The sequence below is a fragment of the Agarivorans sp. JK6 genome, assembly GCF_045277145.1.
Lineage (GTDB): Bacteria > Pseudomonadota > Gammaproteobacteria > Enterobacterales > Celerinatantimonadaceae > Agarivorans > Agarivorans albus.
Map to the genome: position 1 here is coordinate 354,338 of NZ_CP113525.1, position 13,633 is coordinate 367,970.

The 13,633-nt window shown below is 43.8% G+C and carries 15 protein-coding genes; 4 read left to right on the forward strand and 11 right to left on the reverse strand.

Annotated features, from left to right (window positions below; translation table 11 throughout):
* Positions 1-5 precede the first annotated feature (5 nt).
* Positions 6-896, reverse strand: coding sequence for a LysR family transcriptional regulator (locus OV592_RS01615; RefSeq protein WP_406610184.1), 891 nt, complete (start codon positions 894-896; stop codon positions 6-8).
* Positions 897-1,002: 106 nt separating this feature from the next.
* On the opposite strand from OV592_RS01615, the gene OV592_RS01620 reads away from it, so the two are divergent.
* Positions 1,003-1,572: an NADPH-dependent FMN reductase gene (locus OV592_RS01620; protein ID WP_406610185.1), complete on the forward strand. Its 570-nt coding sequence runs from the start codon at positions 1,003-1,005 to the stop codon at positions 1,570-1,572.
* 59 nt (positions 1,573-1,631) lie between these two features.
* On the opposite strand, the gene OV592_RS01625 is transcribed toward OV592_RS01620, so the two are convergent.
* The 4 genes from OV592_RS01625 to OV592_RS01640 form a co-directional block, all read right to left on the reverse strand.
* Positions 1,632-2,543 carry a hypothetical protein gene (locus tag OV592_RS01625; RefSeq protein WP_406610186.1) on the reverse strand — a complete coding sequence of 304 codons (912 nt, stop codon included), beginning with the start codon at positions 2,541-2,543 and terminating at the stop codon, positions 1,632-1,634.
* Positions 2,544-2,556: 13 nt separating this feature from the next.
* On the reverse strand, positions 2,557-3,057 hold the full coding sequence (locus OV592_RS01630) for a hypothetical protein (RefSeq protein ID WP_406610187.1): 501 nt from the start codon (positions 3,055-3,057) through the stop codon (positions 2,557-2,559).
* Between the two features lie 109 nt (positions 3,058-3,166).
* Positions 3,167-3,952, reverse strand: a complete 786-nt coding sequence (locus OV592_RS01635; protein WP_406610188.1) for an ABC transporter permease — start codon at positions 3,950-3,952, stop codon at positions 3,167-3,169.
* A 163-nt stretch (positions 3,953-4,115) separates the two neighbouring features.
* Positions 4,116-5,243 (reverse strand): GGDEF domain-containing protein, encoded by a 1,128-nt coding sequence (locus tag OV592_RS01640; protein ID WP_406610189.1) that lies wholly within the window; start codon positions 5,241-5,243, stop codon positions 4,116-4,118.
* Positions 5,244-5,546: 303 nt separating this feature from the next.
* Between OV592_RS01640 and OV592_RS01645 the strand changes: the two genes are divergently transcribed.
* Positions 5,547-6,194 (forward strand): YceH family protein, encoded by a 648-nt coding sequence (locus tag OV592_RS01645; protein WP_406610191.1) that lies wholly within the window; start codon positions 5,547-5,549, stop codon positions 6,192-6,194.
* Positions 6,195-6,245: 51 nt separating this feature from the next.
* Here the strand turns inward: OV592_RS01645 and OV592_RS01650 are convergent, their stop codons facing one another.
* Together OV592_RS01650 and OV592_RS01655 are read right to left on the reverse strand one after the other, a co-directional pair.
* Positions 6,246-7,388, reverse strand: a complete 1,143-nt coding sequence (locus tag OV592_RS01650) for an HlyD family secretion protein (protein WP_338623377.1) — start codon at positions 7,386-7,388, stop codon at positions 6,246-6,248.
* Entirely contained in the window at positions 7,388-7,777 is a 390-nt protein-coding gene (locus OV592_RS01655) for a DUF3302 domain-containing protein (protein WP_152783639.1), read from the reverse strand. Before OV592_RS01655 ends, OV592_RS01650 begins: the two co-directional genes overlap by 1 nt.
* Positions 7,778-7,951: 174 nt before the next feature.
* Between OV592_RS01655 and OV592_RS01660 the strand changes: the two genes are divergently transcribed.
* Positions 7,952-8,878, forward strand: a complete 927-nt coding sequence (locus tag OV592_RS01660) for an exo-alpha-sialidase (RefSeq protein ID WP_406610192.1) — start codon at positions 7,952-7,954, stop codon at positions 8,876-8,878.
* A gap of 79 nt (positions 8,879-8,957) precedes the next feature.
* Here OV592_RS01660 and OV592_RS01665 read toward each other — a convergent pair whose 3' ends face one another.
* From OV592_RS01665 to OV592_RS01680, 4 genes are all read right to left on the reverse strand, one after another.
* Positions 8,958-9,962 (reverse strand): DUF2860 domain-containing protein, encoded by a 1,005-nt coding sequence (locus tag OV592_RS01665; RefSeq protein WP_406610193.1) that lies wholly within the window; start codon positions 9,960-9,962, stop codon positions 8,958-8,960.
* Between the two features lie 382 nt (positions 9,963-10,344).
* Positions 10,345-10,803, reverse strand: a complete 459-nt coding sequence (pyrI, locus tag OV592_RS01670; RefSeq protein ID WP_152783633.1) for an aspartate carbamoyltransferase regulatory subunit — start codon at positions 10,801-10,803, stop codon at positions 10,345-10,347.
* Positions 10,803-11,735 carry an aspartate carbamoyltransferase gene (gene pyrB / locus OV592_RS01675; protein ID WP_016399791.1) on the reverse strand — a complete coding sequence of 311 codons (933 nt, stop codon included), beginning with the start codon at positions 11,733-11,735 and terminating at the stop codon, positions 10,803-10,805. The genes pyrI and pyrB overlap by 1 nt, the downstream gene beginning before the upstream one ends.
* Positions 11,736-11,846: 111 nt before the next feature.
* Positions 11,847-12,206, reverse strand: a complete 360-nt coding sequence (locus OV592_RS01680; RefSeq protein WP_016399790.1) for a TraR/DksA family transcriptional regulator — start codon at positions 12,204-12,206, stop codon at positions 11,847-11,849.
* Positions 12,207-12,515: 309 nt separating this feature from the next.
* Here OV592_RS01680 and OV592_RS01685 point away from each other — a divergent pair, with 309 nt between their 5' ends.
* Positions 12,516-13,598 carry an extracellular solute-binding protein gene (locus OV592_RS01685; protein ID WP_152784036.1) on the forward strand — a complete coding sequence of 361 codons (1,083 nt, stop codon included), beginning with the start codon at positions 12,516-12,518 and terminating at the stop codon, positions 13,596-13,598.
* Positions 13,599-13,633: the final 35 nt, after the last annotated feature.

The following is a 13,633-nucleotide window of genomic DNA, read 5'->3' on the forward strand; positions in this document are numbered from 1 at the left end:
TTCAATTAGTTGGCTAGTGCTTTAAAGCGCTGCTTCAAAAACTGCGTGAAGGCCTGAACTTTACTGGTGCGGTGCATATCTACATGGGTGGTAAGCCATTGTGGAATGGCCCAATGTTCTGGTGGTGCCATTAGAGGCAGCAGGTCTGGGTAGGCCTTAGCGGTTTCACAATTGAGTGGCGCTGCGCCAAACCCCGCTTTTATGGCTGGAATAAAGGCATTAAAGTCGTTTACCCGCAAAGCAATTTGTTGCGGATCTAACTCGCTATTCATCCAATTAATAAAGCTAATTTGCGAGTAGGGCTCAATGGTTGAAATAAACTTATGTCCCGCCACCTTGTTTAAGCTTTTTATTTTTCCGTATTTTTTAAGATAAGCACTTGAGCCATAGAGAGTTACAGGGCTATCGGCTAAGTGCTGCACCACATAGTCTAGATCTTTAGGCTTTTTACCAGGGCGAATGCTTACGTGAGCTTCGCCGTGTTCTAGTTTCAAAATTCTACTGTCGGCGGCATATTCCAATTTGATATTGGGGTAAAGCGCTTGGAACTCGGCCAGCATTGGTAACAGCAGCTCGGCCATATTGTTCACTGTGGTTAATACCAAGGTTCCGGAAAGCTGATTGTCGGTGCCGGCCAGTTTGCCCAATAAACGGTTAAAGTCGTTTTGGGTGCTTTCGGCGGTTTGGGTAAGTAACAAACCTGCTTCGGTGACTTGGTAGCCGCGTGCATGGCGATGAAACAAGCGGGTGCCTAGGCGCTCTTCCAAGGCATTTATTCGCCGTAATACCGTACTGTGGTGTACATCCAGTGCTTCTGCGGCTGCGGTAAGCGTGCCTAAGGTTGCAACCTTATAAGCTATATGGATGTCGTTCCAATCATTCTTATGTGCATTCATGCACAGAAGTGTTGCACAGGTGTTGTTTTTCTTCAAATTTGCTTGTGTAAGAATGCTCTCAAATCGAAAACAAATACCATTTTCAGGCTAGGCCTAGGAGCACAACATGACTAAATTAATTGCTATTGCAGGCAGCTTACGCGCTCAATCGTTCAATAAAAACTTGGTAAAAATTGCGGCCAAAGGTGCCGAGGAAGCGGGCGCTGAAGTTCGCTATGTAGACTTAGCTGATTTTGCCATACCACTTTACTCAGAAGATTTAGAGGCCGAGGGTACGCCTGCTTCAGTTAATGATTTAAAACACCTTTTTGCGCAGGCCGACGGCATGTTGATCGCCAGCCCTGAGTACAATGGCTCTATTTCTGGCGTACTAAAAAATGCTTTAGATTGGTTATCTCGCCCTTCTAAGGATGCTGATATTGGCTCGGCCTTCCAAGGTAAAGTGGCCGGTATCATGGCGACTTCTCCGGGCGGTTTAGGGGGTATCCGTGGCTTGGCACATACCCGTGATATTTTGTTCAACTTAGGGGTAATGGTTAGCCCAAACCAAGTGGCTGTTGGTTCTTCTTATCAGGTATTTAATAGTGAAGGACAATTAACCGATGCAGATATGGATCAGCGCGTTAAAGCCTTAGGTGCTGAAATAGCAACATTGAGCAAGCGTTTCTCATTATAAGTAATCAGGTGAAGCGGGTTTGCCATGATGGGCGAACCCGCGAGGAGTTTCGAAGCCCCTTAAGGCAATATTGGAAGTTTTTGTTGATTCTGAGGTAACTCCACATGCCAGCAAGAGCGTTCAACAATTACTTTTGCTATCGGTTTTTGAATGGCGTTGTAAGTGGTAATGTTGCCTTTCGAATATTTTCGTTTATTGAATTTAGCGCTGTATGCTAAGAGAATCGATTCAAATTCATCTCGTTTACTTGTAATAATCCCTGAATATGGGATATCAAATATGTTGTTTTGCTGATACATGGGTTTTGTCACGCAATGCTGGGATGTTCGCTTACCTTCAGTTAATTTGGATTTCACCTTTTGAACCATCAAAGCATGAATTTCAGCCTCAGTTCGCTTACCGTTGTTGTCAGCGAATACTTTATCAACTGCTTGTCCTGTCGGTCCGTATCCGTAACCTCTGTGGGACCTTATGGAAATACCCTTTTGGAATGCTTTGAGGTTGTCATTTAGCATAATTCTAGCTTGGTCTTCAGGAGAGCGCCAAGTACTTGAAATATCGATACTATCTACATTAGACAATATCATCATTTGTTTTAGTACCGACTTTGTGTATTGACTTAGCAGTTTTTGAGCATTAGCTCTATATCTAATACTTTTCGTTGAGCTTATTCCATGGAGAGATATTGGGCTATACACATACGGTTGCTTTGTAGAGTTCTTTTTAACATAGGCATTGATTACTTTTACAGTGCGTCCGTTAGGGTCAATTCTACCATCGGGGTTAGCCATTTTAACAAAGTCATGCTGAAATCTTTCTATCACTCTAATCGTATTTTTTCCTATGCGGCCATCTTCATCTAACTTTGTAAATGGACTTTTAAACGGCACTGTATTTAACCCTTTTTGTACAGTAAGTACATCAGAATTGAGATTCTTACCCTGTTTTCCAACACTTTGTTTTAATTGCATTTATAAAGTCCTTTTACATTCCCTCTGGGCCAAACCATCTGTAACTTGCGGAGCTACTAAACATGCTCGCAGGTGCCATATCTTCACTTACCAAGTTCTCCCAATGAAGTTCGATTATGGCTCCATTAGTCTGTGATATAGACAGGGAGTACGTATTTGGATTTTGTTTGATAGCGGCTGAAATCTGAGTTTGGCTTGAATTACTATTGCGGAACAAACTATCAAGCCACAGAGCATTCTTAATGCGCATTTCTGTATTGGCTTTATTATCCAAGCTTAAAAGCAAAAAACTGATCCCCAACTCGCATTCGTTCCATTGAGCAATTAGCAAAGAACCATTTTTAAAATGGAAGAGCTTTCGAGTTTCTCCATTCATTGTGGATGTAGTCGGTGTTACTAACAACTGTTCAGTTTCATCTGGTGTTAACTGAGGAGAGTTTTGCCTTACAAGGCAATCATTTGCATGTGATATCGAGGTAAAAGTAAGTAGAAATATACCGATCCAACGTTTCATTTCAATTCCCTGATTCTATTGATAATTCTAATGTGCATTTGGTATAAACTAGAGACCGTATAATATAGATATTTATATCAATATGAAACCTTTAGTAAGTTTTGTGTCACTAGTGGATGCATTGACTTGATTTAACCAGCCCGGTTGGGCTAATGGCGACTCGAATGCTAATACTAAGCGTGGTCGAAATTGAGACACTTAGCATGACAAAAATAGCAATCAGAATAACCAGTTGATACTTCACCGCTACCATTGGGTCACTGCCTGCGAGTATTTGACCGGTCATCATGCCGGGGAGTGTGACTAAACCCACTGTGCTCATAGATGCTAAAACAGGTGCAAAAGCTTGCTGCATAGCATTTTGCACAAAGCCTTGAGTTGCTTGTAGTCGATTAGCGCCAAGCGCTAAATAAGCGTGGTATTCGGCGGTTTTTTCATCCAGTGCGCTAAATAGGCGCTGTAAAGCCACAATGTTTCCACTAAGGCTGTTGCCTAAAAGCATACCTGCTAGCGGAATGAGGTACTGAGCGCTATAGCTAGGGCTCGGCTTTAGTAAGGCGAATAGCAGCAGTATCAGTAAAGGACTTAAGCCCAGCACCAGCCCCAACAAGACTGGTATAAACAAGTTTCTTTTAGCTAATTTGGCTTTGCCAAGAATGGCGCTAGCGCCCACCACAAGCATAACGACCAACCAAAGCAGGTTGACCCACAAGCTGTTTAAATCAAACAAAAACTGCAGATACAAGCCGAGCAATACAAGCTGCAGCACCATTCGCACTAAACTGCTGGCTATGTCTTTACCTAGGCTAAGTTTAAAACGCCAATTAAGCCCAATCGGAATCAACAGTATTAGCGAAAAGGCGGCAAGTGCTGGCCAGCTAATATCTATGGTCATGGGCAGATTTCCTATAACAAGCGCTAATCCAAGGGGCTTAGAATAATGAGTGTAACCTGAGTGGATTTTTCTGTCTTGTTAGAAAAGGTTAGGGGCTGTGTATCTTTTGAGTTGATTTTTCACAAACAAAATCTAACCGCGAAAGATAAGCAGCCCTTAGTGCTTAGCAGGCTTGTTGCTTGGATACATCTTCATAGCTGCGTACGCAGTTTTTACCCTCAGCCTTGGCTTTATAAACCGCTTTATCGGCTGCTTTCATAATCGCTTCGTGGTGCTGCATGTCTTTGTTACGACTTGCAATACCTACACTTACCGTAACGCTATAGCGCTGATGGTTGAGTTGCATATTAGCAATACGTTCGCGAATGCTGTGCCCAAGGTTTAATGCACCTTCTGAACTGGTGTTGGGGCAGATTAATAAAAACTCATCGCCACCTAAACGGGCTACTACATCATCGTTACGCACCGATTCGCGCAATGCGCGTGCCAGTAGCATTAACACCGCATCGCCAGCATCGTGACCATTTCGGTCATTAATTTGTTTAAAGTGATCGGCATCTATCATCATGCAAGCTAATGGACTGTTACTTTCAAGCGATTGCTTCCAAAGCTCCATGAGTTGAATCATTGCATGGCGGCGGTTAGGTAAGCCAGTGAGCACATCGGTATGCGCTAAAGATTGTAAATGCTGATTGGTTTTTTGCAGCGCTAGGGTGCGTTCTTGTACTTTTTGCTCAAGATTTTGATTGAGTTCTAGCAGCTCGTTGTTACGCACGCTAACTTGGTGAAATAAGCCACGCAAGGCGGTAATTAGAGGCTCGGTGGCAAGATCGTTGGGTTGCTCAATTTTGCTATAGGCTGAAGCAGGGCTGTCACCCGCTTCTATGAAATGCAGCTGCTTGGTGAGCACTTGGTCGATGCCCAGAATATGATAAGCCAACCATTGAATGAGATAATCGAGCAGATGCTTAATTTTGCTTTGTTTATTGTCGTTGTTGAATTGGCTTAGCTTGGCCACTTCGCTTAAAAATTCTTTGTGAGCCTTTACGTGAGCTTGGCAATGGCGCGGGTCCACTTTGTGTTTGGCCATAAGCAATTCTTCTTCACGAAAGTGTTCTTTAACGTAATTGTTTAGCTCTTGGCTAAGCGACTCGATCGCGGCGTGTTGCAGGGGATGGCTGTCGGTGAGCTGTTCACCAATTTGATTAATGAGATCAATTAAGTGGCGATGCTGCTCGTCAACAACAGAGATCCCTGTTTCAAAATCTGATGTCCAACGAAATGATTCCATACTATGTTGCGTCCAGCTGTGCCTAGTTAATTGCTACTCATGGGTATTGCGCTGTAATGACCCGTTTGAGTGGACGCCCACCTTAACGAGTTATCAGACCAGTAGAACTAATCTACATCAAAAAAAGCTCAAATAAGAGTGTTTATTGCATAAAATTTAGTCGACAAAGTGAGGGCTTAGAATATTGAATTGCGCAGCTTTCAGAAACGTGTGACAAGCAGCTGCTTCTGTTTTGAGATTAACGTATTCTTAAACGATAAATGAGAAAACTTACGTTTCGTTGTTGTTTTAAAGAGGTGAAGAGTGGAACAGAATTTAAGCTTAGAGCAAACCCGTGTTATTGGCGCGCTGCTAGAAAAAGAAACAACTACCCCAGATCAATACCCTCTATCACTTAACGCTCTCACTTTAGCGTGTAATCAAAAGAGTAATCGCGAGCCAGTTATGGCATTGAGTGAAGCTGAAGTTCAAGATGTATTGGTGCAACTGCAAGACTTACGCATTGTTACCGAAGCACCAATGGCAGGTCGAGTGGTGCGTTATCAACACCGTTTCTGCAATAGCCAATTTGGTGGTTTGCAGTTAACGGAGGGGCAACGAGCCATTATCTGTTTGCTGTTTTTACGTGGGCCGCAAACTCCTGGTGAGCTGCGTACCCGTAGCCAGCGCCTAGCCAACTTTGCCAGTGTGCAAGAAGTAGAGCAAAGTTTGCTTGAGTTAGCCGAGCATGATGCAGGTAAGCTGGTGCTTAAGCTTGAACGAGAACCGGGTAAGCGAGAGTCTCGTTATGCTCATTTGTTTTCGGGTGAGCCGGCTTTGCCAGCAGCAAGTCATGTAGAGGCTAGCGCTCCGGTGGCCACTCAGCAAAATGCTGAATTACAGCAACAAATTGATGTATTGCGCCAAGAACTGGCTGATTTAAAACAGCGGGTTAAGCAGTTAGAGCAATAGTAAAAAGGGCCAGCAACTTGCTGGCCCTTTTAGTGATAAAGATTACTAATGTTAGTGGAAGGGGAAGATGTAGTTCACCCAACCTTGCATGCGTAACAATACTTTTCTAATCATCGATACATGATGGAAGTGCTCGGTGTAAATGGCCACTTGACCACTGATGCCCATAGGGAAATCAAATTCATCAAAGCGCGGTTCTGGGTCAATAATCACCAAACTGCGGCTATGTACAAAGAAAGCTTCTGCACCACGTAGACTACCGTTCGCTTGGAATTCACCTTCGGCAATGGTTGGCATTACCTGAACGACCGTGCCTTTAAAAACAATACCTGGTTGGGCCGTTACAATAAATTCCGCTTCGTCACCTTCTTTTAAACGCTTGATGGAATTTTCCCAAAAGGCACCAACAAAAATGCTTTCTTCTTTAGGTATAAAGGTCATAACAGGTCGCAAGGGCATAGGCACCGCCACCATTCCTTTACGTAGGCCTAATTGAGTGACATAGCCGTCGGTAGGTGCGTGCACCACGGTTTGCTCAAGGTCGAACAAGGCTTTATCTAACTGGCTTTGTAAACGAGCAACGTTGGTATTCACTCCGTTTATTTGAGAGTCGTAAGCCAGTTGAGCGTTGGTTTGGTTAGCCTGAGCAACTTGCAGCTGGGCTTCTGCTGCTAAATAAGCTTGTTGGCGGTTTTCTACTTCTAGCTCAGTAAAGGGGCTATTTTTACCGCCTTTTTTACGCCCTTCGGCATAACGTTGATAAGCTTTTTGAGTGCGGTCTCGCTCAGCTTTCGCTGCATTGGTGGTGGCCTGGGCGCTGGCCAATTGGGCTAGCAACTGTGGTACTTGTTGCTGGGCTGCTGCGACTTCTGCTTCGCGCTGCTCTACCACTGCCTCAAACGGCTCGGGGTCGAGTTTAAACAATACATCACCAGCTTTAATCAACTGATTAGGTCTAACTGGAACCTCTATGACTTTTCCGCGCACCAAGGGCATGATGGGCACAGAGGTATACACCTGCCGAGCATTAGCAGTAAAGGGGTGGTTGTAGTTCATGAGGATCATTAAAACCCCAATGATTACAATGCCACCTAGTACTGCAGTGGGCACGGTCCATTTAGTTAGTGGAATATTAAAAATTTTGAATACCGCGATGCAGATCCCGGCGTAAGTGAGAATAAGCAATAAATCCATTATTGATTCCCCTGTTGTTGCTCGAGCTGCTGCACATGTTTGCTAATGATCGCTACTTGGCGTTTTAGCTTAGTAATTTCTGCACTTAACTCTTCGTTCTGATCTTCCAGTTGTTGCTCTTTTTGTTCGAGCTCTTGTTCTTGCTGTTGTAACTGCTTAAAACCCCAACCTCGATCTTCCCGGTATAAAGTGGCCCATATCCATAAAAAGGGCCAAATAGCATGGAGGGTGAATAAACTTATCCATCCGGCCACATGGATGGCATCTTGGTGAGGGTGATTGCGATGTTTTGATATTTCGTAAGGAATATCGTGAATGGCAATGATGCCGTAGAACAAGGTTAAGCCTACAAAGAACAGTAGCCCTAAAGCGAAAAAATCCAAAAACATGGTCCCTCCTTGGGATATTTTTGCGATTAAGAGAATCTATTATTCAGCTTAATTGATAATAGTCGATAAGGGTATTAAGTTGCTAAGCTTTTACTCAGTGGGCTGTGTAGGCTAGTTTGCTAGCTAAATCATTCGCTTATGCTGGCGCCGAAGGTTGTAAAGGAGAAGGGGTTTATGAAGTTATGCTCAGTTGAGCGAGTATGGGATGACGGAGAGCATAACGCGTTCACAGACTTGTGCGAGTATAAAAGCGCACTGTGGTTGTGTTTTCGCGAAGCTGAGGGCCATGTTAGTGATGAGGGCGATATTCGTATTTTACGTCGTGCTGCAGATGACACTCGCTTTGAGTCGGCAGCGTTAATTCACCTACCAGGTATTGATTTACGTGACCCCAAGTTAGTTGAAAGCCCAGACGGACGGCTGCTACTAACCTGCGCAGGGGTAAATCGCAGCAGCGAGAAGTTTGATTTACAAAGCTATATAGCATGGTCGGACGATGGTGAAAACTGGAGCGATTTAAGTGCTCAAGGTGATGCAGGTATGTGGTTATGGCGCAGCCGTTATTTAGCCGATAGCGCTTACGCTGTGGCTTACAACTACAGCTTAGATAAAGTAAATCTTTATCGAATGGACCCGCAGGGTAACTATCAGCTGCACTTGGATCCTTTATTTAGCTTGCAACAAAATGGTTTGGCTTACCCCAATGAGCATGATTTGTGTTTAATGGATGATGGCTCTGCATTGTGTTTATTGCGTCGTGATAAAGATACCGGTACCGGGCAGCTGGGTTATGCCAAGCCACCTTATCTAGATTGGCAATGGCAAGATTTACAACAGCAAATTGGCGGCCCAGCAATGATCAAACTTGATGATGGCCGTTTGCTCTGTGCTGTGCGTTTATATCAACCGGTGCGCACTAGCTTGTGTTGGTTAGATGCTGATAAGGCTCAGCTAAAAGAGTTTCAAGTTCTGCCATCAGATGGTGATACCAGTTACCCAGGTTTGGTGCAGCGAGGCAATAAAGTGTATTGCAGTTACTACTCTAGCCACGAAGAGAAAACTGCTATTTACTTTGCAGAGCTAGACTTGAGCCAAGATTGACCGAATGTCCATGAGTTGATTAAAAAAATTAAGGCAGCCAAGGCTGCCTTTTTTGTGCATTACATATCCCGAGCTCAGGTTATTTAAATGTGTAACCAAAGCCAAGGGCTGCAATGCCACCCTTACTGTCGTAAAAGGTAATGTTGGAATCAGTATTGTTGTAGCCACCCAAAACGTTAAACATGGTGTTTTTCCAACCAAAGGGCTCGTTAAATACATAAATGCCAAATAGCGATATCTTGTCGTCTTTTTGAGTTTGCATATCAAACACGGGATTGCTACCTGAGTATTTGGTTTGACCGTATTCCGTATTCAGTGTGAACACGTGCGGACCCGAGCGGTAAATGCTGGTTAAACGTAAAGTATATTGGTCGAAGTCGTTCGCACTGCCGTCGGCTTTAGCGGTGGTATAAGCCACGGCGGGCGCTAAGAACCATTTACGGGATAAAGGCACAAAGGTTTCGGCAATTAATCGATGTAAGTTGGCGTCTCTTCGTAGTGACTGAATGTCACTTTGGCTTAGACCCGCAATGCTTACACCGCTCTGTTCGTTATCTACAGTGCGATTGGCGTAAACATATTCCAGAGTTAGTGGGCTGTCGGCAATGGATTCAAACCGTAAGCGGCCACCTTGATAATTCTCATCGGTCTTTTGCCGAGCACTGCCAACTAAGTATGGATCTGCCCATGTGTCGTTAAGTAAAGGGAGCTCAGGGAAGTATGCTGCGGTAATTTTGCTGCGGTCACTAATTGCGCGGGTATAACCCAGTTCGTATTGAAACTGTGCTCGACCTAAGTTTTCGCGGCTGTTACCCAAGAAGAACTGATTCTTTAAGTCTTGAGTTGTGTAGTCTACCCGCAAGAGTGGGTAAACAATTGCAGAACTAGAGCTTTTGCCATTGTTATTTAGATCATCGGTAATTTGGTTATCGTCATCAGTAGAAAACTGATTCTGGCCGCTTACATAACCCACGTTCAAGTTAATAGTGGCAGACCAGCCCGGCGCTTCTGCTAAAGGGCGGGCGTCGGCAGTGAAACTAAATAGCATACCGCAACAGAGTAGCGAACTTACTCGTTTAAACATTAGTCACATCCTTGTATCAGGTAATCTGAGTTAAATCATTAGCTTGGATTACACTGTTTACGTTAAGAAAACTTAAATAGATCAATACATTTATAGCTTTACCTTAACTTAAGCTAGTCATTTTGTAAGCACAATTTTGTTGAACTTATTACTTCGCCTAGTACTCTCTACTCAGCAAGTTTGCGTGCTTAGCTAGCAACCAAGCTCGGTATCACTTGGGAGCAATAGCTTGGTTTTATCAGCTTTAAATGACTGGATTGTTATTAAAAAGCTTAGCTGCTTTAACTATAGAATAAACCTGCTTGGCTGGAAGTTTTTATAGTCGATTTAAAGGCGAAAAAAACAGAGCGGCTAGCGCTCTGTTTTTCTTGAATAGCAGGGTTTAGTCAAGTTCTGAGAATAAGCCGCGATCAAAGGTTTTTTCGCAGTAGTGGCACTTTAGCTTGATGTCTTGCTGCTGGTGGCGCACATAAAAGTTACTGTCGATGGGTTCGTTATGGCTAATGCAGTTACTATTTGGACAGGCAAACACTGCTTTTACTTGTTCTGGGGTAGACACATGAAACTTACGTACTACCTCAAAATCTTCAATCACATTAATGGTGGCATTGGGCGCAAATAAAGCTAATTGGTTAGCTTGGTTCTCGTCAAACACCGTGTTCTCAACTTTAATTAAGTCTTTTTGCTGTTGCTCGCCACTAGGTAAGTTAAGGCCTACTGTGATTCGCTCTTGCGCAGCCGAGAGTTGAAAGAACTTAAGAATTTTAATGCCTTGCCCAGCAGGAACGTGGTCAATTACGGTGCCATGCGCAATGGCTTCTACTTGCAGCTTCTTCTTCATTATTGCGCTCCAAATTCATTGGTCATGATTAATGCGAGTAAGGCTTGGCGAGCGTAGACACCATTTTCTGCTTGCTCGAAGTAATAGGCATACGGTGTGATATCTACATCGGTAGTAATTTCGTCTACCCGTGGTAATGGGTGCAAAATTTTCAAATTATCTTTTACTTGCTCAAGCATGTTAGCGCGTAAAATGAAGCTCGATTTCATGTGCTGGTATTCGGTTTCGTCGAAGCGCTCTTTTTGCACCCGTGTCATGTAAAGAATATCCAGCTCGTTGACTACTTCTTCAATACTGTCGTGCAGGCTGTATGTGATTTCACGTTCATTCAGCTCTTCGATAATGTAATCAGGCATTGCCAGCGCTTTAGGCGCAATAAAGTAGAACTCGCAACCAAATAGTGACAGGGCTTGAGTGAGAGAGTGCACCGTGCGGCCATATTTTAAGTCGCCAACAAATGCGACTTTTAAGCCCTCAAGTGAGCCTTGGGTTTCGTAAATGGTAAATAAGTCGAGCAAGGTTTGGGTAGGGTGCTGGTTGGATCCGTCTCCGCCATTCACAACCGGTACGCTAGAGAATTCGCTGGCTAATCGAGCAGCGCCTTCTTGCGGATGGCGCATAAAAAACGCGTCACTGTACGAAGAAATCACTTTTACCGAATCCACTAAGGTTTCGCCTTTTTTACCCAGCGAGGTATTTCCGCCATCGGCAAAACCAATCACACTGCCACCTAAGCGCTGAACGGCGGTCTCAAATGATAAGCGAGTACGGGTTGAGGCTTCAAAAAAACAGCTAGCAACAACTTTGTTTTTTAGTAATTCGGGACGGGGTTGTTGCTTAATACTTTGGGCGGTGTCGACGATTAATTCGAGTTCCTGACGGGATAAATCAGGGATGGAGATAATATGCTTCTGATAAAGCGGGTTGTTCATGCTCGCAGATCCTAATCCGATGTGAAATCGGAACAGAATTATAACAGCGAGCAGAGTCAGTGAATATGATCTTAATGAGGAATACTAAGATTATTTAGCTAAATGGCTCAATTAAGCGTATTGGCTGTTCTTTCGTTCGCGATAATCTTGGCAATCGATGCAGTAGCGAGACTCTGGACGGGCATTTAAACGGGCAACACTAATGTCTTCGCCGCAGCCTTCACAAAATCCGTAGTCTTGTTCTTCAATCCGACGCAATGCGTCTTTAATGCTTTTAACGTGGGCAAGGTCGTGTTGGCGACGGTTCAACTGAAGTTGTTGAGACTCTTCCTGGTTGGCACGATCTACGTCATCACCAGAATCTTCTTTGTCTTTAAATAACTGACTGTCTTGCTCAAGACGTTGTTCAGTTTCGTTCAATTGCTCGACGAGTTGCAGACGAATAGTCTCTATTTGTTGGTCGCTAATCATTGTTTTGAAAGTCTTCCTTCCTATATGTGTTAAGCGCGACTTAGTCCTGTATGCACGCAGTTAACTCAAAAATTTAGTTAATCGTTAATTTTAGCGGTGTGTAAAGCCTTTTCAAAGCGCTTTTTTGGATAATTGTTAGCCAGCCAGCACTTGGGTTTAGATAAATTTACCGTTACTATCTCGCGAGATTTCATTACGGGCTAAATCTAACTGGTTTTGCCTGAGGTGAAAGCTTTACTACACTGAATTAACTATTGCGTGATTTGCTATCACACCACCACGAGGATTGCATGAGTGAATAAACTAAACATGTTGCTGGTAAGCCTGTTGGCTATTAATGCTGGCGGAGTAATTGCTCAAGAAGAGAAAGTACTAAATGTTTATAATTGGACTGATTATATTGCCGAAGACACCATTGCCGAGTTTGAAAAAGAAACCGGTATTAAAGTTGTGTATGACGTATTTGATTCCAATGAAGTATTAGAAGCTAAGTTACTATCTGGTAGTACTGGCTTTGATATTGTTTCACCGTCGCACGATTTTTATGCTCGTCAAATTACGGCAGGGGTTTATCAAAAGCTAGATCGCAGCCTGCTAAGCAATTGGGACAACCTTGATCCTAAATTGCTTGCTACCTTAGAAGCTTACGATCCGGGTAACCTATACGGTATTCCTTATATGTGGGGTACCACCGGTATTGGTTACAACGTGAATAAGGTGAAAGAGATTTTAGGCGAAGATGCAGAGCTAGATTCTTGGTCTTTAGTGTTTGACCCTGAAATTGCCGCTAAGTTAAGCCAGTGTGGTATTGCTTATTTAGATGCGCCAAGTGAAGTAGTGGCGTCTATGCTCAACTACATGGGCAAAGAGCCAAACAGCAGTAAATCGGCCGATTACAAAGGTGAGATTGAAAGCTTAATGGAGCAACTACGCCCGAGCATTCGATACTTCCACTCTTCGCAGTACATTAACGATTTAGCCAGTGGCGACATTTGTGTAGCGATTGGTTGGTCTGGCGATGTATTAATGGCTGGCGATCGTGCTGCAGAAGCAAATAATGGCGTAGAGCTTGAATACATCATTCCTAAAGAAGGCGCTGGTGTGTGGTTTGATATGTTTGCCATTCCTAAAGATGCTAAGCACCCAGAAAATGCGCATGCCTTTATTAACTATGTATTACGCCCAGAAGTGATTGCCAAGGTGACCGATTACGTTTGGTATGCCAACCCAAATATTAAAGCGACTGCTTTAATTGACCCAGAAATTGCCGGCCATGAAGGTATTTATCCGACCGAAGAAGCCTCTGAGCACTTGTTTGGTTTTGTGAGTATTCCACCAAAAGTTGAGCGTACTCGTACCCGGTTGTGGACTAAGTTTAAATCGGGTCGTTAAACCAAGATTCGGATATAAAAAAACCAGCCCGCGGG

Coding starts and splice junctions, on each gene's coding strand:
- OV592_RS01650 (WP_338623377.1), bottom strand. CDS start 7,388: ATGGATTTATTGCTTATTCTCACTTACGCCGGGATCTGCATCGCGGTA.
- OV592_RS01665 (WP_406610193.1), bottom strand. CDS start 9,962: ATGTTTAAACGAGTAAGTTCGCTACTCTGTTGCGGTATGCTATTTAGT.
- OV592_RS01660 (WP_406610192.1), top strand. CDS start 7,952: ATGAAGTTATGCTCAGTTGAGCGAGTATGGGATGACGGAGAGCATAAC.
- OV592_RS01640 (WP_406610189.1), bottom strand. CDS start 5,243: ATGGAATCATTTCGTTGGACATCAGATTTTGAAACAGGGATCTCTGTT.
- OV592_RS01625 (WP_406610186.1), bottom strand. CDS start 2,543: ATGCAATTAAAACAAAGTGTTGGAAAACAGGGTAAGAATCTCAATTCT.
- pyrB (WP_016399791.1), bottom strand. CDS start 11,735: ATGAACAACCCGCTTTATCAGAAGCATATTATCTCCATCCCTGATTTA.
- OV592_RS01635 (WP_406610188.1), bottom strand. CDS start 3,952: ATGACCATAGATATTAGCTGGCCAGCACTTGCCGCCTTTTCGCTAATA.
- OV592_RS01615 (WP_406610184.1), bottom strand. CDS start 896: ATGAATGCACATAAGAATGATTGGAACGACATCCATATAGCTTATAAG.
- pyrI (WP_152783633.1), bottom strand. CDS start 10,803: ATGAAGAAGAAGCTGCAAGTAGAAGCCATTGCGCATGGCACCGTAATT.
- OV592_RS01680 (WP_016399790.1), bottom strand. CDS start 12,206: ATGATTAGCGACCAACAAATAGAGACTATTCGTCTGCAACTCGTCGAG.
- OV592_RS01655 (WP_152783639.1), bottom strand. CDS start 7,777: ATGTTTTTGGATTTTTTCGCTTTAGGGCTACTGTTCTTTGTAGGCTTA.
- OV592_RS01630 (WP_406610187.1), bottom strand. CDS start 3,057: ATGAAACGTTGGATCGGTATATTTCTACTTACTTTTACCTCGATATCA.
- OV592_RS01685 (WP_152784036.1), top strand. CDS start 12,516: ATGTTGCTGGTAAGCCTGTTGGCTATTAATGCTGGCGGAGTAATTGCT.
- OV592_RS01620 (WP_406610185.1), top strand. CDS start 1,003: ATGACTAAATTAATTGCTATTGCAGGCAGCTTACGCGCTCAATCGTTC.